Source organism: Paenibacillus sp. Marseille-Q9583 (genome assembly GCF_976954365.1).
The window spans coordinates 36,074-57,669 of record NZ_CDRJTB010000016.1; the positions used below are offsets into that span (position 1 = coordinate 36,074).

General features: G+C 42.7%; 17 protein-coding genes. All 17 read right to left on the minus strand.

What is annotated here, in order from left to right; all coding sequences use genetic code 11:
* Positions 1-48: 48 nt before the first annotated feature.
* The 17 genes from ACWNM1_RS10165 to ACWNM1_RS10245 all read right to left on the minus strand — a co-directional run bounded on the left by ACWNM1_RS10165 (position 49) and on the right by ACWNM1_RS10245 (position 21,576).
* Positions 49-375, minus strand: coding sequence for an ArsR/SmtB family transcription factor (locus ACWNM1_RS10165; protein ID WP_341051596.1), 327 nt, complete (start codon positions 373-375; stop codon positions 49-51).
* Positions 376-457: 82 nt separating this feature from the next.
* A complete protein-coding gene (locus ACWNM1_RS10170) occupies positions 458-883 on the minus strand; it encodes a GNAT family N-acetyltransferase (RefSeq protein ID WP_449600882.1) in 426 nt (141 codons plus the stop codon).
* A 49-nt stretch (positions 884-932) separates the two neighbouring features.
* The gene (locus ACWNM1_RS10175) at positions 933-2,258 is read right to left on the minus strand and encodes a sensor histidine kinase (RefSeq protein ID WP_449600883.1); all 1,326 of its coding nucleotides are present in this window, start codon (positions 2,256-2,258) and stop codon (positions 933-935) included.
* Positions 2,259-2,927 carry a response regulator transcription factor gene (locus ACWNM1_RS10180; protein WP_449600884.1) on the minus strand — a complete coding sequence of 223 codons (669 nt, stop codon included), beginning with the start codon at positions 2,925-2,927 and terminating at the stop codon, positions 2,259-2,261.
* A 27-nt stretch (positions 2,928-2,954) separates the two neighbouring features.
* Positions 2,955-4,916 (minus strand): ABC transporter ATP-binding protein/permease, encoded by a 1,962-nt coding sequence (locus tag ACWNM1_RS10185; protein WP_449600885.1) that lies wholly within the window; start codon positions 4,914-4,916, stop codon positions 2,955-2,957.
* Between the two features lie 195 nt (positions 4,917-5,111).
* Entirely contained in the window at positions 5,112-5,639 is a 528-nt protein-coding gene (locus ACWNM1_RS10190; RefSeq protein ID WP_149644850.1) for a DinB family protein, read from the minus strand.
* A 90-nt stretch (positions 5,640-5,729) separates the two neighbouring features.
* Positions 5,730-6,386, minus strand: coding sequence for a response regulator transcription factor (locus ACWNM1_RS10195; protein WP_042191982.1), 657 nt, complete (start codon positions 6,384-6,386; stop codon positions 5,730-5,732).
* Positions 6,364-8,745, minus strand: coding sequence for an ATP-binding protein (locus ACWNM1_RS10200; RefSeq protein WP_449600886.1), 2,382 nt, complete (start codon positions 8,743-8,745; stop codon positions 6,364-6,366). Before ACWNM1_RS10200 ends, ACWNM1_RS10195 begins: the two co-directional genes overlap by 23 nt.
* A gap of 29 nt (positions 8,746-8,774) precedes the next feature.
* Positions 8,775-8,948, minus strand: a complete 174-nt coding sequence (gene comX / locus ACWNM1_RS10205; RefSeq protein ID WP_156113188.1) for a competence pheromone ComX — start codon at positions 8,946-8,948, stop codon at positions 8,775-8,777.
* A 146-nt stretch (positions 8,949-9,094) separates the two neighbouring features.
* Positions 9,095-10,015, minus strand: a complete 921-nt coding sequence (locus ACWNM1_RS10210; RefSeq protein ID WP_449600887.1) for a polyprenyl synthetase family protein — start codon at positions 10,013-10,015, stop codon at positions 9,095-9,097.
* Positions 10,016-10,224: 209 nt separating this feature from the next.
* Positions 10,225-10,452 (minus strand): hypothetical protein, encoded by a 228-nt coding sequence (locus ACWNM1_RS10215; protein WP_449600888.1) that lies wholly within the window; start codon positions 10,450-10,452, stop codon positions 10,225-10,227.
* Between the two features lie 119 nt (positions 10,453-10,571).
* Complete coding sequence (locus ACWNM1_RS10220) at positions 10,572-11,378, minus strand: CPBP family glutamic-type intramembrane protease (protein ID WP_449600889.1); 807 nt, start codon at positions 11,376-11,378, stop codon at positions 10,572-10,574.
* A 182-nt stretch (positions 11,379-11,560) separates the two neighbouring features.
* On the minus strand, positions 11,561-12,664 hold the full coding sequence (locus ACWNM1_RS10225; RefSeq protein ID WP_449600890.1) for an ABC transporter permease: 1,104 nt from the start codon (positions 12,662-12,664) through the stop codon (positions 11,561-11,563).
* On the minus strand, positions 12,661-13,782 hold the full coding sequence (locus tag ACWNM1_RS10230) for an ABC transporter permease (RefSeq protein WP_449600891.1): 1,122 nt from the start codon (positions 13,780-13,782) through the stop codon (positions 12,661-12,663). Before ACWNM1_RS10230 ends, ACWNM1_RS10225 begins: the two co-directional genes overlap by 4 nt.
* Before the next feature lie 10 nt (positions 13,783-13,792).
* A complete protein-coding gene (locus ACWNM1_RS10235) occupies positions 13,793-14,725 on the minus strand; it encodes an ABC transporter ATP-binding protein (protein WP_449600892.1) in 933 nt (310 codons plus the stop codon).
* 27 nt (positions 14,726-14,752) lie between these two features.
* Positions 14,753-16,696: a beta-ketoacyl synthase N-terminal-like domain-containing protein gene (locus ACWNM1_RS10240; RefSeq protein ID WP_449600893.1), complete on the minus strand. Its 1,944-nt coding sequence runs from the start codon at positions 16,694-16,696 to the stop codon at positions 14,753-14,755.
* Positions 16,697-16,707: 11 nt separating this feature from the next.
* Positions 16,708-21,576, minus strand: coding sequence for an SDR family NAD(P)-dependent oxidoreductase (locus ACWNM1_RS10245; RefSeq protein WP_449600894.1), 4,869 nt, complete (start codon positions 21,574-21,576; stop codon positions 16,708-16,710).
* Positions 21,577-21,596 lie beyond the last annotated feature (20 nt).

Genomic DNA, 21,596 nt, shown 5'->3' on the forward strand with positions numbered 1-21,596 from the left:
CCATATAACTATATAGTTATATACAGTCTAAAAAACTACAACTATATTTTAGTCACAGCACGGTGCTTTAACTTCTTTATTCAAACTAGCCAATATCGCTGCTGAGCTGGGCATTTGTTGAAGAACAGCCCTAAGATGCGGTTTATCCTCTACATTTAATGAATAATGCACCCACTGCCCTCGTTTGCTTTCTTTCACGATCCCTCGATTCTTTAATTTCCGTAGATGCTGACTAATCGCCGGCTGGGATATATCAAAAATATCAAGGAATTCACACACGCACCATTCCCGTTCTTTCAAAAGTGAAAGCATGGCCAGTCGCGTCTTATCTCCTAAGAGCTTCAAATCATCTGCAATATCCGTCAGTGACTGCATCCCTACTTCTCCTCCTTCCAACACTTATATAAGCGAATACTTATATTGTAATAAACTAGACATTTAGAAGCAAGACTTTATTTTAGCGCACTTCCTTATCCCATTCTTGCTCCAATACACTAAACACTAAAGAATCTCGCCAGCCATCTTTTATGAGTAAAGCATCTCTTAATCTGCCTTCATAGGTCATGCCAATCTTGGTGAGCACCTTGGATGATCCACTATTTCGAGGGTCACAGGTCGCGTATATTCGATGTAGATGCAGATCTTCAAAACCAAACTTCAACATTAGTCCAGCTGCTGCTATGGCTTGCGCGAATCGAGTTCTGGGAACTTTTTGAGAGTCATCCAGTGCCTGGCTCACAAATGAACGAGTTTGATCAGCAGTATTTGGACCCCAGGCTTGAAAACGGCACACACGATCCTGCGAACAATACGCATGAACATCTTTCCAGTCCGTATGCTTCAATTCGCGTAAATAGATAGGATTTAGATCTTGCATCATCATCCCCCTCAAAGTTTACCTTTAGCTTTAACCCATTAACTATTCATGTGGTTCAGGTTCTAGGAATCGTTACAACAAACTGGGTTCCTTCTCCAACTTTACTCTCCACATCAATATTACAATCATGTATTTTCAGAATCTTCATCACAATGGAAAGTCCAAGTCCATTCCCTTTAAGCGCGCTGCTACGCGCTTTCTCCACCATATAAAATCGATCAAAGATAAGCGGAAGTGCTTCCTCAGGAATGCCTTTACCAGAATCTTTAATATATACCTTCACAAATTGCGCGTTCATCTCAATTTCAACATGAATGGTACCGTCTTGCCCCGTATATTTTATAGCATTATTTATTAAGTTCTGCCAGACCTGATCAAATAAATCTTTATCCACCGTGATCTCGCAAGGCAATAAATCCAATTCAATCATAATATCTTTCCGTGCCCACTGTGGTTCCGCTAATACGATCGTTCTTCTTAATTGTTCGTCTAATTGGAATGTGGTGGGATTAACCGGATGGTGTTCCGAATCGAGTGAGGCTAATCGGAGCAGATTATCACTAAGCCTAGATAGGCGTAAGGTTTCCTCATAGATAATATCCAGATGCTCTTTTTGCTCTTCTAATGGAATGACACCGTCTTGCAGCGCTCTTGTAAATCCTCTAATCGATGTAAGTGGTGACTGCATTTCATGAGAAACATTGCTGACAAAATCATCACGAACTGAGTCCATTTTCTGCAGCTCACTTGCCATACGATTAAAGCTCTCCATCAGTTCACCAAATTCATCTTTATTCCGATAAGTCAATCGGACAGATAAATTGCCTGACGCCATTTCCTTTGCTGCAACAGTTAGCTTCTTAATAGGCTTCACAATATACCTGGACATGAACAAGATAAGCAAGCTTCCGATGATTAGTACAGCTAATAGTGTAAACAGAAGCGTAATTCTCAAGCCTCTTACAGTCGATGAAAAATCAATCTTAATAATGAAAGCACCTTTTCCATCATCTATCTTAGGAATGCCTACGATAGCAGTTCCACCCCTACCCGATAGAAAGACCGCATCGGTTGTGTTGGAATTGAATAAGATAGCAACTTTCTCCTTGTCTAAAGAAAAAACAGCTTCACTTGGCTCATTAACAACTGCTATATCTATACCAAATCGATTAAGCAGATCTGCAAATGCGTTTACTTTTTCCGGATCATCTATTAGATTTGTCACCTTTGCTATATCTTTAGCAATATTAATAAACATATGGTTTGGGGTATTATTTTTTTCTGAAAACTGCATAAAAAGAAAAAAGGAAATAATTAAACTGACTAAAACAATACCAATGAACGTAACGACGATTCGAAGACGCAAGCTTTTTCTCACCATCTAGGCTAGCTCCAGTCGATAACCAAGTCCTCTTATCGTAGAAATAATGACCTGAGGAATAGGCTCAAGACGTTCCCTTAAACGTTTAATATGCACATCAACCGTACGATCATCACCTTCATAGTCCATTCCCCATACATTTTCTATAAGCTGAGTCCGTGTGAAAATTTGCTTTGGCGAACCCGCCAAAGCAAATAACAATTCACATTCCTTCTTTTTCAATTCAACCATTTGATCGGCATTAGAGACTATTAAATTCCCTAGATCAATCGTTACTTCCCCTAATTGAATAACATTCGAAGGTGTCACATGATATCTCTTCAATAATGATTTGACACGAAGAATCAACTCTATGGGATCAAACGGCTTTACTAAATAATCGTCTGACCCGGCATTAAATCCTCTGACTTTATCTTTAGACTCTCCCTTGGCTGTGACCATCAGGATTGGCATATCGATATAAGATCGAATATCTTCTGTCAGTTCAATACCATCGATATTCGGCATCATCACATCCACAATCGCTAAGTCAATTTTTGTATGAGCTAGAATGTCTAATGCTATTTGACCATCTTCCGCTTCCACTACGGAAAACTGATTTTTTTCGAGATATAATCGGATTAGCTTGCGGATATGGTAATCATCATCAACCACTAGAATTGTGCTCATACATCAATTTCCTTTCCAACATTATATTTATTCGTATCGCAGAGATTCCATTGGATCGAGCTTGGCAGCTTTCGATGAAGGCATCAAACCAGCGACAATACTAATCCCTGTACTTACAACTAATCCGAATACGATATAAGATCCAGATAAGTTAATAAGCTTTACGCCAAAAGCATTTTCCAGAAGTATATTTAAACCAAAGCTAATGATAGCTGCAAAGATTATGGCGAAGACACCACTAAATATACCCAATAATGCGGATTCGGAAAAGAATATTCGCTTGATATCTTTCTTTCTTGCTCCAATCGCACGAAGGATCCCAATTTCTTTAGTCCGTTCCACTACACTAATGTAAAGTACAACCAATATCATAATCCCTGATACGATGAGCGAAATCCCTGCAATACCAGATAGAACGATCGTAGCCATATCCACATAAGTCGTGATACGCTCCATGATTTTTGCCGTTTGGGAGCCCGAGAAGCCCGCATCAACAGCCGCTTTATTAATATCATTCACATATTTCATATCCGTTGCAAAAGCATTAACCTGAATCGGGCCAATGGTAATCCCTTTATCAGTATACATTTGCTCCAGTGTCTGTGTTGGAATATATCCTGTTGGTGACATTTGCGCTCTTGGATCAGTGGCTTCATAAACACCAGAGACCGTGATTTCTTTTGCCAACGTTATCGGTTTATGTTGAGCATCCATTTCATTAATATACAGATGAATAGACTTCCCAACCATAGCATTCGGTTGGTCATTTCCACTTAATTGACTCGCTATTTTCGTTGGTAATAATACTTCATTTTCTTTCGGTAAAGCCCCTGTTTTAATCGTCGCTTTATCAAACGTATCGTTTAAGGTGGTTAATTGTGTAAGACTACTCGTTTGTTCCCCAAAAACCGTGGTAGATTTGCCTGTAATGGTTGTTATGGTCTCTACATGATCTACATTTGGAAGGTTACGAATCGTTTCAACATCGGCCTTTGTAAACGTAACGCCGGGTAACATCATCGCTTCCGGGCCCTTCATGTCCTTGGCTTCTGGATTTGGCTTAGTAATATCCACCAGTAAAGGGTCCATACTTGAATTAATTTCATTATTAATATAGCTTGTGATCCCATTTCCTAAGGAAAGCATCAAGAGCACACTTAAAATACCTATCGAACCTCCCAATGCAACCAATACATTACGTTTAGCATTAAGCTTCATATTTTGAAGAGCCATTTTGAAAGAAGCCATTAAGCTGAGGTTTCGGGCCGAACCCTCTCCCCCATCGTAGGTAGCCATGGAACGTTCCTTCAAATGAATATCGTCTTTCACCAATCCCTCTTCAAGCTTAACGATACGGCTACCGTAATCAGCTACTTTCTGCGAGTGGGTCACGGTAATGACCAGGATTCCTCTTTTCGCTATGCTGTCCAACAAAACTAAGATTTGATCACCTGTATCCTTATCCAACGCACCCGTAGGTTCATCTGCCAGTATAATATCTGGATTGTTCGACAATGCGCGTGCAATGGATACCCGTTGCTTCTGTCCACCGGACAGTTGATTCGGACGTTTTTTCAGATGATCCTTTAATCCTACCTCAGTCAAAATCTCTATAGCACGCTTATTACGTTCCTTCTCGCTTGTATTCGTCATCTGCATCGCAACCGTAACATTTTCCAAGACGGATAAGTGTGGAATCAGATTAAAGTTTTGAAATACGAAGCCGATGTTGTTTTTGCGATAGTCATCCATTTCCTTTTCGGTCATCTTGCTTAGGTTCTTCCCGCGAACAAGGACATCGCCTTCATAATCAGAGTCCATTCCACCAATGATATTCATTAGTGTGGACTTGCCGCAACCAGACTCACCGAGAATGGAGACAAATTCACCTGTCTCAAAGCTTAAATTCACATCATGGAGTACTGGAACCTTTTCCTTACCATACAAAGTATATGATTTTTTAACATTCTTAACCTCTAATATGTTCATTCCGATCTCTTCCTCTCCTGGGTCACGCTCTTTATTTCTTCCTTTGATGTTGCCTATCCTAACAAATTTATGTGAACTGATAATGAACTGAAAACTTTCATGATTTGCATATAAAAAAACAACCTTCAATAACTGAGGTTGTCTTGTCCCGCGTAATATGATTCTGTATGAACAGCAATCATGCTCCTTCTTTCATTAAGCTAGCGCTCTTTTTCGTATCAATCTAATTTGGCCTCTGTGATTAATTTCATCTTCGAATACATGAAACCACATGAAGTAGTAATTCGCCTGTTTGTTATGCCAGAATTCCTCTTCTGTATATAACCAGTCATCATCGACGGTTGCGAACCATTCATATGTTTTTTCCCTTACTTCATTTAAACGGTCTAAATAATAGCTAAGATCATGTCCTTTAATCATCGCCCGGCCTTCATCCCCTAAGTTCAGTGCCGGCCCCCATGTCGCTAACTCTTCTTCGGATAAGTCTCTTCCCTCAAATGTCGCAACTTGATACGCATACTCTACAGCAGCGTAATGTAATAATAATGCTCCTATAGAGTTGCTCTCCGAATCCAATAAATAGTCAAGCTGCTCTACACTTAAGTCTTTAACTGCCGCTAATGTGGTATGTCTTGCATAATTCATCATGGATAAAAGGCGACTAATTTGCGGCGAATAACCGGGGATATCTGTGATCAAATATATTTTGTCCATGTCTATCATCATGAGTGCTCTCCTTCATGTTTGGGAAATGTAAATAGGCTTATCTGAATGGCTCTGAAGCTTTGATTACAAGTAATGACACACAAAAAATCAAAATTGCTCCGATCTAACAAGTCCGAGCCGCTTTCCCTCTACAATTGCTTCGGATCTGGAATGTACACTCAGCTTCTCAAAGATTCTCGTCAGGTTATACTCCACAGTTCTTTGTGACATTAAGAGCTTGCTGGCTATGTCCTTATTGCTTTTTCCACTGGCTACTTCCTGGAGTATTTCCTGTTCCCTTTGATTAATGGACACTTCTTCAATTAACTGATTATCACGATTGCCCGATATTTTAATATCATTTCTTCGTAGTTGTTTGAGTAAAGAAACCGGTATGACAGCCTCATTCCTCAGAGCGCAGCGTATCGTATTTAATAATTGTTCTCTGGATGCAGTCTTAGAGATAAATCCTGTAACCCCTGACTCCATCAACAGGTTATAATGTGCACTGATTTCATATCCGGTATAAATCACCACTTTTGATTCAGGATCAAGCTGAACAGCTCTTTTGGTGAATTCAAGTCCGCTGATCGTAGGCATGTTAAGATCGCATAAGATCACGTCAAATTCTTGCTTCTCCAGCATATCGAAAGCTTCTATTGCTGACAAAACAAAGGTAACCTCCATATCAGCATCCTGCTCAATCATATTTTTAGTCCCTTCTCCTACTGAAGGATGATCATCAACCAACAAGATACGTATCATCGTCATCGCCTCCTCTGTTCTTTCCTTCCGCAAAAGCTGTTGTCGGTAAATAAATAATGACCTCCAGCCCTTTACCCTTCTCCGAGTTAAACAGGCAATCTCCTTCTAAGCTTGCTACACGCTCTTTAATTCCGGACAGACCCATATGCTGAAAAGATTCTTTAATATCTAAGATATTCATGCCTACTCCATCATCCTTGTAACGGAAATAGAGTTGCTCTTGCTGGTCAAGCTCAATCTCAATCTGATTCGCCTTGGCGTGCTTTCCGGCATTTCTCAGAAGTTCCTGTACAATTCGATAAAGGGCAATCACTAGATCTTCGCTTAGCGCCCCTATTGGGCTTGATTTAAAGGTAATAATATAATTGGACTGTAACTGAGCATATTCAAACAAAATTTCTAGTGCCTTGACGATTCCAGTCTCTCTTAGTAGTGGCGGGCGTAGCTCATTGCAGGTCTCACGAATTTGATGGATAACATCTAATAAACCTTCTTTAATTTGAAGCAGCTCAGGTAGGATTTCATTGGGAATAACATGATCCGAGATTAGCGTTTCAAGTCTACGAAGCCAAATGAGTTGATCCTGAAGCGCAGAATCATGTAAATCCGCCGCCAGCTTTCTTCGTTCATTCTCAGATAGGTTAAAGATCAGACGAAGAACCCATGGTGCCGCATGTTGATCTTTTTTCATTTCAGCTTCAAGGTCTTCAATCAGACCTTCTATCAGATATAAATTCTCATAGACAATGCTTGCATAGTTTGCAATGGTATTTAACCAATTTAGTTCATCTGTATTAAACTTGGTGTGATTCTTCTTATGATCAATCCATAAAAGGTGGAATTTCTTTTTGTGACGGCCGATTACGAGTGCTATCCCCTGCTGAAGCTGGACTACTTCGCCTACTTTAAGAACTGGAGATATCGAAACAAATTGTATATTGATCTCTTGTTCCGAATTGTCCACGATTTGTGCGAGATTACTCAAATCCTCATCTATCTCAAAAAAAGCCGACCGATTAACCGGTAGAATCTCATTGATTTCCTTGTAAAGTGCAGCCTCCAAATCAGATCGCTTCATCACTTTGGAAATTTGCTTGGAGAATCTCTCCAGACTGCCTTGATAATGATAAAGTTCACGAAAAAGCCTAGGTCGGAAATAATAATCTATTTTCTCCTTGAAAAATAAGAAGGCCGTAATCGATAAATAAACCACCAAGAACATCTGAACCCATTTGATCCAATCATATTCTTGCCTACTCTGTATGATCGCAAGTACAGCTACAATCATTAGTGCTGGAAGAAAGGCAATTAACAGATAATATTTAAAACGATTAAAAGCAAAATCAATATCAAATAGTTGTTTAGCAGTTAGCAGATAAAAATAGGTAACCGGCATCAAAAATAAGAAGATCGTGGTGACCTCGAAAGGAATCAAGCTAATCCCAAAAACAATGGGTACAGCAGAGAAGAGAACAAACGGTGTAAACGCAAGAACGTGTCCGGTAAGCATAATTTTGAACATAGATTTAAATGCTGATTTCCGATTATTGATATATAGAGATAACAGCTTAAATATGCTGTATAGGATGCCAACCACAAAGAACCCGATAACAAACAGACGCATAAAGGAATATAAAGATCTATCCCACGAATATATGACTAAACTAAAGGTTGTAAGTATACTTAGAAGAATGACTAATCCATAGTATACCTTGAGTAGAAAAGTAGATATAAATTGGATATTAAACCGCTTCAGATAAACTTGGAGAAAGTGGATAAACACCACCGGAATTAAAGGCAGCATACAACTTAAAGTGATCCTACCGATGAGATCTGATCTGCTTGAGGCATAACCCGCAAAGTAAGTTACGCTCACCATCAAAAAAAATAAAATTAACAATTCAGCCGAACGTTCTCCTGCCCTTTTGCGATACAAAAAGAGACTTAATATCATTAGAAAAAGTAACGTTACTCCAGGTACTACAAGCTGTGTAAACTTGTGATAAAGTGAATACTCATTCTTTATATTGACATGCATATGAATGGAGTTTCCTTCGTTTGAGGTGCGGATAATATCCACTGATTGGACCTGCGCCAGGACATTATACCGCACCACTTTATCCGCTAGTTCGACGTCTACACCATTGACCTGAACTATGATATCTCCTAATCGTAAATTCTGTTTATAGCCTTCCTCAGACGCGCTGATTTCAGAGATAACATATTGTCCCTCTGTATTCTTCTCTATTCCCACTCCGAGCAGTACATTAGAGTATATTACTTGTACAGAGTGAATCAAAAGAAAAGAAAACAAACAAATCAATCCCGCTATGATGTAATTACGAATTTTAGCTGACATTTGAGGTCCCCCGAATTGATCTTAATGTTTTAGAACCAGGCATCCGTTATGAATTCATCACTCTTACTATTCTTACGAAGAAATGTATCCTTTAAAGCTAGCTGCTCAGCAGCTGGCATACCAGCAAGTTGCAGTTTTCCCGACAGAAGCTCATTAACCTTCATTGGCTCTTCTAACAAAACTTGGATCCATTCTTTCAACATTGTTAATTCCTCCCTTTTTTCTTCTTGCTCTCAATATATCAATAGAAATAGGGATGTAAAACGACAATGTGATTGATATTTACCGCAGTTTTTAATTGCGGTTACACTTGCGTGGACTTGCGGTCTCGGTGAGAAAGCTTGTGTAATTATTTTAACTGAAGAAGTAAAAGCTCTTTCCAATGGGCTTCCAGTTCCATCTGATCCACGAGTTCTAGAAATTTGTAATAATGTGTACGCATCCGAGCGGACGAATACAACAACGTACCAGAATCATTACATATCTGCTCGATCTCCTGCCTACGGCTTAATATCCCTTCTGTTGTGCCTTTACCGTTAAAATAATCAATCAACCAATCCTGTTCCTCATTAGCAGCCATTTTCAGTAAATATAAGGTAGGCACTGTTCTCTTGCGATGCAAAAAGTCATTTTTCTCTTCCCAGTTTAGCAAATCACGAAGATCATTCTTCATTTGAGCAGCAATGCCTACTTCATTGATATAAACCGCTACCTTTTCGTTCCAATCCCCGCAAGCGAGAATAACGCCTATCATACAGGCAGAAATAAGCAGTGCCGAAGACTTTTGTTCAATTATGCTTATGTATTCTTCTTCGTTCTTAGATTCATTCATAAGGTCTAGGGTCTGACCATTGATGGCCGTAAGCATCTGCCGATTCATAATTTCGGATGCCTTCATTAGCCTGTCCTGCGGAAAGTCACAATCGAGTAAACCTTGATGTGCCAGTGTAAGGAAGCCTATCGCTATGTTTAAGGAGATCTCAGGTGGCGTCTGGCACCATATGATGGAGGGTTGATCCTGATCCTGCAAATCATCAATAATGTCCAGTCCGAGTATCATTAACTCAATGGATGCGGCTGCACGATAAATATCTGTCTGTTCACCAGCAAACATCCGGTAGTGAATGACACATAACTTGCTGAACAATAAGGTTTCTTTCAACTTCACTTCCAGATAAGCTACAGCTGTCTCATGTAGGTATCCTACTAAAAAGTATTTTTTGAGTAATTCCCGTAGTTCAGCCTCAACATTCTCCCTGAGTTGTTCCATTCGATCCCTCACCCTTGAGAAAATAACCACTTTACCATTTTAAAACAATTATTTTGAAAATAATATACCCTCAACCATATTATTCCTTATACTTCAAAATACAAGAAACGACATGAAGATAATAGTGCACAGTATAAGAATGCTTATATTAAAAAAAGCGCCACCTTTCCTATAATGAAGACTAGGAAAAATATGACGCTTACTGTGGATTAGGGTTCTCTGACGTTCAACTCATCCTTCTTAGAAGGATGATCCTCCAAGTAGTCCTGTGGGAGACTATTACTCTGACGATTCATAAATAGTGATTTCCCCAGCATTTGTAATACTAGCGAGTAAACCATCTTCATGCGGGTGCCTACTAATAATTCCCGGGTAGATAGATCCTCCAGATCTCCTTGGTACTCACCCAGCTCCTCCTCATCCGATAAACTAGGCATACACTCACTTCCTTTTCAATGAGCAGTGTTATACCGTTATCATATGATAGAAGCAGCTGCTTCACACCGAAAACCTTATTGCAATCTCCCGCCATTCTTTTACGTCTATCCAAAGCTCGTTAAATCATCAGATCGGATGTAGCTGCTTGCCGCTTCTTTCTTCGGTTGTGATTAAGTATCCAGATGGCCGTAGCGCCGTATATGATAACCGGGACTATCCCACTCTCCCCCGCAATATACTCCAGCATTGGTGACGAAGTAGATGAAATATTACGAAACACGCTGTCTACAGCATTATTAGTTCCATGTAAAAGTACAGCCGGCCAGATACTGCCTGAGGTCAGGCGTAATTCATTTATAACGATTCCTGCAAAAACAACAGATAGGGTAAACAAGCCTACTACAATATAACGGTTCCCTGAAGAATGATAAGCACGAGGGCCAAGAATTGCCGGGTAATGCCATAATGCCCAAATGAAGCCCATTGTTATACTGGAGCCCACTCTACCCATCCACCGAAAACGTGGGAGGAGCCAGCCTCTCCAGCCGATTTCTTCTCCCAAGGCCGAGAGCGAGCCAAGCACAATATACACAGCCAAGTAAACGCCCGTCTCGATCCATGAATCCGGAGAAATCAAGCCTGATTTCCATCCACTCCAATAGACTATATAACCCGCTCCCAGTGAAAATAAGGGAATGAGCAAGGCCAATATGTACTCATGTCCTCCTATAAATTTTAAGCCCAGCCTTCTCCAGCCTGCTGAACTGTATCCGTCTCTTACAACGAGAAACATCATGATACACACCGCAAAAAATGGAGTATACCCGTATAAGCCTTGTAATGAATCCGGGAGCAGCAGCATGCCAAGCGCCATAGCCCATACAATGGCAATAAATATCAGGGATTGTTTCTTATCCGAGATCAATCTCCTCACCTACCCTTGTCTATTATATTTTGAATAAGCAACACATGCATTATATACAAAATATGATAGAATTATACATTAAGATAGATTCATAGAGAAAAAAATAGATTAGGGCCGTGCTCTAATGTGAACATCATTCACGTTAGAGCACGGCCCTTTTCCAGCGTATACAATTAGCTTATTTATACGATTCTAGGCTTACGAATACTGCTTAACAAGAAGAGCAGCAGGAAGAACAATAACAATACCCCTGTCTCCAAATAAAGGGAGGAGAAACCTTTTCCATTTAGAATTTTCTCCGCTGCAATAAGAATCCAGGTCGTCGGAACAAACTCACTAATTCCTTTCAGCACAGAAGGCATCATTTCTCTTGGCCAGAAGCATCCACCCAGCATACAGATTGGAACATTAATCAAACCGATTAATGCATTGGCCTGCCTGGTTGTTGACGAGAAGCTGCTGACTAGTACACCCATGGAGATGCATACTAGCGAGAACAACATAAAGAAAAGGATTAGTGTTACGAGATGCGCTCCCATATCAAGCTTGAAGCCCTTGATCATGACATAAAACACAATAAGAATCTGGAAGACCGATAAGCCCAAGAAGCTCAGAATATTCTGAAGCATGTAGCTCTTCTGTTTCATGGGTGAATACAAGAGACGCTTGTATACACCCGAGGTCTTATCTTCGATAATCATCGTTGTAGAAGTTGTAATCAAGAACACCATGCTCATGACCAGAAATCCCAAGGCTCGCAACGATTGACTGAGGTCCCGCCCCTTGTCTTCGATGACCTTTAGTTCGGAAGTGAAGCTTCCGTTCTGATAGAGCTTTAATCCCTCATAAAAGCTCTCGCTGCTCCCTCCAGAGGATTTCCCTATATTTGCAGCAGCATTAGTAAAACTTTGAATATCCATTTTGATGGGGAGGGTCGCATCGGATTCCTCCACACTAAAGGTCTTAATCTTGGCGTCCTGCCCTTGAATCAATTTTTCCGTGAGCCCTTGATCGATTTGAATCGCGTAATCAATCTTGTTATTAATTAATTGATCCTGTATATCCTCTTTCTTCAGTACAATCAACCGACTGTCCTTCGATAATTTGTCTTGAATCATTTGAGTGTAAGGCGTCTTATCCTCGTCGGCAATACCAACCTTATATTTACTCTGCTGTACGGAACCTCCGATAATAATCATTGTGAACACAATAGGTATAACCAACATGGTGATAAGCTTACCCTTCTTCTTGAACAACCGCTTGAGATTATTTTGGAATATAATCATGCTAACTTCCTCCTAGCTCCCCATCCGGAAATGATAAAGATTACCGCAATAATGGTCCATAAGGCAATAAAGCATGAGGCCGAACCTATTGTACCTCCATAAATATTATTGAAAATAATCGTCTGCCCTAAATAATTAGGCGATAAATACATGAGCTGCTCAAGGTCTAGCTTGACATATCCTCCACCAATAAAAGTCATGATCGGCACTAGCATATTTAGAATAGATGTGGAGCGTGCCTGATCCTTAGATAGCATGCTGATCATAACTCCCAAGGCGGTTGAAAGCACGGCTAGTGTCAGCACCACCAGCATAATCATTCCTGGATTTGCTCCCCAGTTCGCATCAAATGCTACTTTAGTAAAGAAGTAGACGATCATAGCCTGAACGAACAATAGGGTGACACAACCGATGATCTTACCCACAAAATGCTGCATAGGTCTCATCGGCGAACTGCGAAGCCTACGTCCAAGCGCGCCTGTGAAGTCCTGTGACATCTCATCACTACCGTATAATGCCCCTGCCATCAGGGTAAGCATGAGCATGGTTACTGCATAATAGTCCATAGATCCCGGTGTCTTACCACCAACAGAAACGGGAACCTCTTCTATCCCTCCAGACTTGGCATCATAATTCATTTTGGAATCCAGCTTAGCAAGTGCCTCTGTAGTATTAGCACCGATGATAAAGCTGTCGACAATGTTCTGTACAATCGTTACCCGGCTGTTCTTCACGTTATTGCTATAGATAGAGATAGCGCTCTTTTTCTTATCCATAATCGCCTTCGAGTAATCCTGATTCAGATAGATGAATGCGGAAGCATCGCCATCTTTTACACTAGTCATCCCTTCCTCTTCACTCTTCACCTCTTTGACGTTAAGCAATGTGGTAATCGCATCGAGCTTAAGAAACTCATCGAAATTACGGGAGACATCCCCTGCATCCGCGTTGTAGTATACGACGGAGGTCTTCTCCAGCTTAGTTGGCTCAAAAACCCCTTGCAGCGCGGTTCCTAGAATTAGTGTGATCAGCAGCGGCATAAACAATCTTTTGACAAACGTCCGGTAATCCCTAACGTTCGTGATGATCGTGTAATACGCGATATATAAAATGTTCATAAGGTACCACCTAATCCCGAAGGGTCCTTCCGGTTAGAGTAAGAAAGACGCTTTCCAGACTAGGCCGCTCAACACCTATGGTAATAATCTCGGCGTGTGCGCTGGTTAACCGTTCAATCATACGGGTCAAGTTATTGCTGCCTTTTGTCGAAACGACTGTAATTCTGTTCTCATCTACCAAGCAGTCTGTTACGCCTTCTATATTCTTCAGACTGTCTGCATACATTTGACTCGTCGCAGCCACTTCGATAAAAGTCTTCTCCTCATTTGCGATTTGTTCTTTTAGTTCTTCACTAGTGCCGCAAGCGATTAAACGACCTTCATCCATAATGGCAATGGAGCTGCAAATCTCCTCAATCTCCTCCATGTAATGGGAGGTATAAATGATAGTGGAGCCTCTCCGGTTTAATTCGCAGATCGATTCGAGAATATGATTTCTGGACTGGGGATCTACGCCAACCGTGGGTTCATCCATAATAATCAGCTTTGGCTGGTGTACGATCGCGCAAGCGATATTTAATCGGCGCTGCATACCTCCTGAATATTTGCCCGGCTTATCCTTTCTGCGGTCCCATAATCCTGTGAAATTTAATGCTTCTTCTACTCTTTCCTTAAGAAGCTTTCCTTTCAATCCATAAAGCTTACCGAAAAACGTTACATTCTCGTAGGCAGTCAGCCCTTGGATTACGGCAATATCCTGCGGAACAACACCGATTTGCTTTTTGATTTCCGTCCCTGCAGATTTCATCGTTTTGCCAAACAGAAGAATCTCACCTTCCTCTGGTTCACTCAATCCACAAATAGTACTAATCAAAGTTGTCTTCCCTGCACCATTCGGGCCTAGCAGACCGAAGATTTCGCCTTCTTTTACCGTCAGACTCACTTGATTTACAGCCGCTTTATTCTGGTAGCGTTTTACGATGCCATTTAGTTCCAATATCATTAACTCTCACTCCTCTTAGATAATTGATTATTGAGCCCAGTGGCGAGTACGGTTAAAGGGATACACCGGCACGCTCAGCTTGTTCCAGCTAGAATCCTTATACCATAGCTTCCAATCCAGTACGGCTCCGCTAACGAATAATTGGCAGATCTCCCGTGCAATTTCTGCCTGTTCCTCGGGGGCCTTTTCATTCTGCAATGCTGCTTGGAGAAGCAAGCTTGCTGCCTCAGATTGCTTTCTCCTCTGGCTTTCGGTGATCGCAGTGTCAGATGATCCTGCTGTGTATATTCTCTTATCCTGTAGATGACCTATGCCACTGCTGATGATTTCCTGAAGCCTTATAAGCAATTCCTTTAGACTCGTAACTGGAATAGCCAAACGATACTCATGCTGGCCTCTCCCTGTATTGGCTGTATGGCATAAGTCTCCTAAAGTACTTGAAGGGTGATCCTCAATCCACGAGATGTACGCGTTCACCAATCGGATCAGCGAAGTCTCGTTAGTAGCTGAAAGTGTGAAAATATGCGTGTCCAGCCGCTGTTCCTTCTCTGGTAAATTCATCTTGGCAGCCGCAAATTCTTTTGTGCCATACTCGCTGGAAGCTTCCTCCACAATCAGATGACAGTTCGTTCCGCTATAACCATAGGAATTGATTCCCGCTCTTCTCGGAGTGCCTTCAACCTCCCAAGCTACCCTTCGATCATTCACATAAACGGCAGACTGAACAAATGGGATAAAGGGATTTGGCTCTTGAAAGCCGCCGCTTGGAGGCAGCGTCTTATGCTTAAGTGCACCGATCACCTTGAGCAAGGAGGCCACACCAGAACCGGCAACCAGATGACCAATGTTTCCTTTCGTAGAGCCTATCGCGCAGAACTGTTTCTTATCCGTCCGTGTTCTGAAAGCAGAAGTGATTCCGCTAAGCTCTATCGAATCGCCAAGCTTTGTCGCGAGTCCGTGTGCCTCTAAATAGGTAATCGTTTCAGGATCTATCTTGGCATCTTCCCAAGCCTCAGTAATTGCGTTTCGGATTCCCTCTGCGCTCATTTCCGCCAGTTTACTTGTGCTTCCATTATTGCTGAGTGCACTACCCTTTATAATGGCATGAATGTGATCCCTATCCTGTACGGCCTTCTGCAGAGGCTTCAATAAGAGAACTACTACTCCTTCTCCCCAGGTTACCCCTCCAGGACTGCGGTCAAAGACTCGCGTAGTATCTTTGCTAGTCTCTAGCATGCTGTTCTGAACGATAGGATACAGAAAGAGATTAATTCCACCCGTAATGGCCATTGTGCATTCTTTATTCCGAAGGGCTTGGCAAGCCGTATGTACGGCTGCCATGCCAGAAGAACAACCGGTATCCACAACTAGACTAGGACCGTTAAGATTCAAGTAATTCGAGATCCGACTGGCCAGAATTCCTGTCCATGAGCCTAAGAGCGTATCTGCATCCCTCGTTCTTTGGACATCCAAATAAGAAAACAACATGCGATGGGTATGATCATTGCCAACATATACACCAGTCTTACTGCCATGGAGCTTTGTTCCCCCATATCCCCCCTCTTCGAGCGCTTCATAGGCTGTTTCTAGAAACAGTCTTTGATAGGGATCTATGCTCTCTGCTTTCTTCGGAGGAATCCGGAAGAATTCAGCATCAAATTGATCCAGATTCTCTAAATATCCACCACTAAAATAAGGATCACTGCCACGTAGATGCTCTGGAAGGAAGACATCCATGTCCTGCTTTCTGCCTTTCGGGAAAGGAATAACTGAGGAGATACCCTTCTCCATGTTGCTCCAGAATTGCTGTGGATCGTCAGCACCCGGGAGTTTACAAGCCAGACCGATAATCGCAATGTCTCGGTTAATTGGAGCCAGCTTTTTCAGCATAGTTAAGGCTGTACCTCTATCTAGTTCACCTTTTTGAAGGAGCTCCAGGATTTTGCGATGGATAACCTCTGTCTCACTCATGCTCCCCCTCCTTACTCCAAATCTGCGGCGATAAACTCAAGGACACTCGCCATATCTGCATCCCCGGTCTCAAACTGCCCAAGTAATTGATCCAGATATTCTTCCTCTGCAGCATCCTTATTCTCAGCCGCGGTTGCTGGTTGGATTACCCCTCGTTTGGTATCGATATATTCCGCCATCTCTGCTACATTCGAATAGGTAAACATATCAGAAATATCAACGAGATCCGGGTATTCACGATCGATGTACTTTAACAGCTCGGTGGCCATAATTGAGTCACCACCCATCGCGTTGAAGCTCTCATAGATGTCGATCACAGGCATGTTTAGACCGCGAGCATAGATATAGGCAATGGTGCGTTCAGTCTCGGTGTATTCATCTTCACCCTTCCCACTAAAGGTGATTTCTCCAAGAGGTTGTGGTGTTGCGGAACCCCCTGCCGCCCCCGCATGCTGCTGATGTTTGCTGAGCATTTTTCGTAAAGAGCGAGACAGACTCATCGGTAATTGCGGCTCGATCGCTGAGAGTAGCGTAAGATTGATTTCACCAGGGATCACATTGGATAGATCCGTTTCTAGGAGCTGGCTGATCACTTCAAAAGCTCGCTCATTATTCACGGAGCGGAAGAGCACTACATCCTCAGAAATGTTGTAGTCTACTGCCATTCCGACCTCACTCCAAGCTGGCCAGTTTACTGTGGCTGTTTTGCCTGCCACTCTGCGGCGCTGGGAGGAGAATGCATCCAGATAGCTGTTGGCTGCTGTGTAATCGCCTTGGCCTCTTGAACCGAACAAGGTAGCGATGGAAGAGAAGCTGATGAAGAAGTCCAAGTGATCTTCCCTTGTCAAATGATCCAGCAGCCACGTTCCATACAACTTCGGATGAATAACTTCATCAAAGTTTCCCTTCTCTTTGCGAATTAGGAATCCGTCACCAGCTACACCTGCTCCATGAAATACCCCACTAATTCTTCCAAACTTGTGGCGCAAGGTACTTAAGGCTTCCATTACCTCATCTTCGTTACTAAGATCTGCGCTGAAGCACAGCACTTCGGATCCCAGCTTCTCAATTTCTTGAATCTTCAATAATTTGTCGACAAGGGACTGTTGCTCGCCTTGTTCGATAATAGTTGCCCAGTCTGCTTTATCTGGCAGCTGTGACCGGTTAATTAAGCCTAAACGAACCGGCTGTTTGGAGGCCAAATGGCGTGCCAGTGCCAACCCGATTCCACCAGTACCTCCAGTGATCACATAGACACCATCAGCCGTAATCTCCACCGGCTCCGACTTGACTTGATCCCAATCCACATGGCCCAATTGCTCGGTATATCGCTCGTTCTCACGATAAGCTACCCGAAAGCTTGGAACTGTGGTTCCAATCTCAGCAATAACACGTTCAACCGAAGTGTTCGGGTCTATTTCGATACTGCGGCAGGAAAGTTCCGGGAACTCCTGAGCCACTACCTTCGATAAGCCTAGCAATGCAGCATTATGCGGATGAATAACACGTTCTTCCCCATTCACTTCATGAGCATTATCTGTAAGAATGATAAGTTCAAATTCCTGTTTTACTTTGCTCTGAACATACGCTCGGCTCAAATGGTAAAGGCTGTCTACCCCTTGCTTCACGGCTTGCTTCAGTTCAAAGAGTTCATTGATTTGTTGTTCTCCAGCTAATGACAAGGTATGAATGATTTTAAGAGTTCCACTGCCAGCCAGATCTTCGAACATCCGGCGATATCCAGACTCCGTACCATCAATGATGATATGGTTATCATCGATCTGCTCGTAAGCCTCTCCCCACTGCGCTTCAACGATGCTCATGCCCTTATTATGCATTTCTGCCATTAGTGACCGCGTAAATTCTGAATCTTGTTTAAGAATGAGAACCTTTTCTCGGGAAGCGAAAGCTGGAGCTTCTTCCATGATCGGAGCAGCTACCCATGATGTTTTGTAGTAATGATGAAGCTGGTTCGATTCTTTAAATTGTTTCACTTGAATTCGCTTAATCGTGTACTCTTCGATTTCTGCGAATACTTTGCCGTCCATATCTGTCAAAGAAATATTAAATTTGATCGTTTCTTTGTTCTTGGACTCTTTCTCCATTTTGCGGATATGTGTATAGAAGCGTTCAGGCATTGATCTATAAAACTTGAAGTTCTTATAGGAGAGAGGAAGATACATACCCTCACCGAAGCTTTGTGTAGCAGCATTAACGGCATTGTCGAGCATGCCGGGATGTAATCCATACTGCTCCAAATCCGAAATGAAGGCTTCAGGAATGTTAAGCTCGGCAACAACATCCTTTTCTCCTAAGTAGACTTGCACTACATTCAGCCATCTTGGACCGAAGGTAACTCTGCCACTCTTGTTCGTTAATGCATCATTATCGACAATCAACTCACGGCGTCCGCTCTGATTTTGTAATTGCTCCAGAGGATAAAATACATCTTGGACATCAGACATCGGATAAATATCTACCTCCATATGGGCGGTCCACGTTCCAGCAGCTTCTTCCTCCTGCTTCGCTTCACTCGCTACGATCAGGTGGAGATGATCCCGTTCCTTCTGCACGATAAACTGTACTTCTTTGTTCTCTTCTTCTCTTACCGAAACTGGGGAAAGGAAGATGATATCCTTCAATTCCAGACCGCCGTTCGGATAATATCTTTTTCCAATTTCTCTGGCAATTTCCACGTAAGCGGTGCCTGGTACGATGCAGGTACCAAATAGCATGTGGTCCTTCAGCACCCAGTGCTTTTCTGTGTTTAGAGAGACGGAATAAATCTCCTGCTTGTAGGACTTGAGAATACAGCGGTCAATCAAAGGATAATTCCCCTCTTTCACAGGTTCCGCTGCTGCCTTCAACTTACTGACCTTAATCTCTCCCCAATACGGAGTGCGTTCAAAAGGGTATACTGGTAGACTCACCTTCTGTATCGCCTGACCTTGATACAAGATAGACCAGTCGATCATAGCTCCTTCTACGTAGAGCTTTCCTAGCTGGTGGTAGGGATTAACCATCTCAGCCTCCGTATGGATTTTCGTTAGAAATAGGGTAGCTTGCTTCCCTTTCTCCGTAAGAATCCGTCTCTCGCTTTCGGAAATTTCACCTTCATCCTTCAGCTTCTTCTTATCAGAGACCACCTTATGTTTGCCAAAATAGATATCCGGCTGATCTTTGATCGATTCTAAGCCTTCACGGTGTACCCAGGCTATTTTGCTGCGAAGCTCCTCTACGTTTCGGGCAACAACAGACAATCTGTAATCGAAATGCCCGCGGCCAGTATTAGAGGTGTAGCAGATTTGGGCTAGACTGGCCGATGGTGAACCTGCTAAGTATTTATTGTAGCGATCGACAATACGCACCAACGCTTCTTTGCTTTTACCGGATAACGTCAGCATTTGCTGCTCATCTGCTGCTTCCTTGCTCGATTCAATTCTTTCCGGTGCCTCCTCCAGCACGATATGGCAGTTCGTACCGCTAAATCCGAACCCGCTCACACCACCTCTGCGAGGATGTTCCCCCTTTTCCCAAGTTGTGAGTCGATCTACAACATACAGTGGGGAATCCGTGAATGGAATGTGTGGATTCGGCTCCTCGAAATGGAGGCTGGCTGGTATCTTTTTGTTCTTAAGACTTAAGATCACCTTCAGAATCCCGGCAACACCAGATGCACCAACCAGATGTCCCATGTTCGTCTTGGCTGAACCGATCCCGCAGAATTGACTTTTAGTCGTCTTCTTACGGAACGCATTGCTCAGGCCCTTGATCTCAATCGGATCTCCAAGCAAGGTTCCCGTACCATGTGCTTCAATGTAGCCAATGGTTTCAGGGTTGATTCCAGCCTGTTCCCAAGCTTTGGTGATTACTTCCTCCTGTGCGATTGGATTAGGAGAAGTAATTCCGTTGGAAGCACCATCATTATTCGCTGCACTGCCTTTAATTACGGCATATATATGATCTCCATCCGCAAGAGCCTTTTGTAGCGGCTTCAGCAGCAGTGCTGCAACACCCTCACCAAATACTGTACCTGTAGATTTCTTATCAAAGGTTCTAACGATGTTATCCGTGGAGGCCACCGAACTAAGTACGTCATCACTTCCGTCTTCAGTATTGCCTTGAGCAGAGGTTCCCACGGAAATTCCGCCGGCAATTGCCATATCGCACTCCTGATTCCGCAAGGCTTGACTGGCGGTGTGAATAGCCACCAGACCAGAAGAGCAGGCGGTGTCGACCACCATGCTTGGTCCGCGCAGATTGAACAAATAGTTAATCCGGCTAGCCAATATGCCTTCCCATGTCCCCGTCAAATGCATAGGGTCCGGTTCTGTCAAGAAGCGGTAGAACGTTCCAGAGGTGCAGTCTCTTCCTACATAGACACCCGTATTCGTGCCAACAATGCGATCTCCGCCATACCCTCCGTCTTCAACAGCACTCCATGCAGTTTGCAAGAACAGCCGCTGCGCAGGGTCCATAAAACGCGCCTCGCGTGGAGGAATATTGAAGAATCCCGCATCGAACATTTCAATATCCTTGATATAGCCAGCTTTAACACTCTGTGATTCTTTTTTCTCGTCCTCTGTCATCAGCTTCTGGCCAAGGAACTCCGCATAATGGGCGTTATCACTTAGAGGAGAAAAATATTTCCTGCGTTCTTCCGGGTATTCCACCATGCAGGACTCCCCGTTCTCTAAGTGATTCCAGTAAGCCTCTGGAGAGTCTGTATCTGCGAAATTACAAGCAATTCCAATGACTGCAACATCACTATTTTGCTTGTTATCCGAATTGTGTATTTCTAATAGGAGGTTTTTAGCATCTTTTTGTGACAGATTTTGTCCAGCTACTTGTTCCAAAATATACTTTTTAACTTGCTGCATCTTCCCATCTCCTCACAATA

Coding starts and splice junctions, on each gene's coding strand:
- ACWNM1_RS10165 (WP_341051596.1), bottom strand. CDS start 375: ATGCAGTCACTGACGGATATTGCAGATGATTTGAAGCTCTTAGGAGAT.
- ACWNM1_RS10170 (WP_449600882.1), bottom strand. CDS start 883: ATGATGATGCAAGATCTAAATCCTATCTATTTACGCGAATTGAAGCAT.
- ACWNM1_RS10175 (WP_449600883.1), bottom strand. CDS start 2,258: ATGGTGAGAAAAAGCTTGCGTCTTCGAATCGTCGTTACGTTCATTGGT.
- ACWNM1_RS10180 (WP_449600884.1), bottom strand. CDS start 2,927: ATGAGCACAATTCTAGTGGTTGATGATGATTACCATATCCGCAAGCTA.
- ACWNM1_RS10185 (WP_449600885.1), bottom strand. CDS start 4,916: ATGAACATATTAGAGGTTAAGAATGTTAAAAAATCATATACTTTGTAT.
- ACWNM1_RS10190 (WP_149644850.1), bottom strand. CDS start 5,639: ATGATAGACATGGACAAAATATATTTGATCACAGATATCCCCGGTTAT.
- ACWNM1_RS10195 (WP_042191982.1), bottom strand. CDS start 6,386: ATGATACGTATCTTGTTGGTTGATGATCATCCTTCAGTAGGAGAAGGG.
- ACWNM1_RS10200 (WP_449600886.1), bottom strand. CDS start 8,745: ATGTCAGCTAAAATTCGTAATTACATCATAGCGGGATTGATTTGTTTG.
- comX (WP_156113188.1), bottom strand. CDS start 8,948: ATGTTGAAAGAATGGATCCAAGTTTTGTTAGAAGAGCCAATGAAGGTT.
- ACWNM1_RS10210 (WP_449600887.1), bottom strand. CDS start 10,015: ATGGAACAACTCAGGGAGAATGTTGAGGCTGAACTACGGGAATTACTC.
- ACWNM1_RS10215 (WP_449600888.1), bottom strand. CDS start 10,452: ATGCCTAGTTTATCGGATGAGGAGGAGCTGGGTGAGTACCAAGGAGAT.
- ACWNM1_RS10225 (WP_449600890.1), bottom strand. CDS start 12,664: ATGATTATATTCCAAAATAATCTCAAGCGGTTGTTCAAGAAGAAGGGT.
- ACWNM1_RS10230 (WP_449600891.1), bottom strand. CDS start 13,782: ATGAACATTTTATATATCGCGTATTACACGATCATCACGAACGTTAGG.
- ACWNM1_RS10235 (WP_449600892.1), bottom strand. CDS start 14,725: ATGATATTGGAACTAAATGGCATCGTAAAACGCTACCAGAATAAAGCG.
- ACWNM1_RS10240 (WP_449600893.1), bottom strand. CDS start 16,696: ATGAGTGAGACAGAGGTTATCCATCGCAAAATCCTGGAGCTCCTTCAA.
- ACWNM1_RS10245 (WP_449600894.1), bottom strand. CDS start 21,576: ATGCAGCAAGTTAAAAAGTATATTTTGGAACAAGTAGCTGGACAAAAT.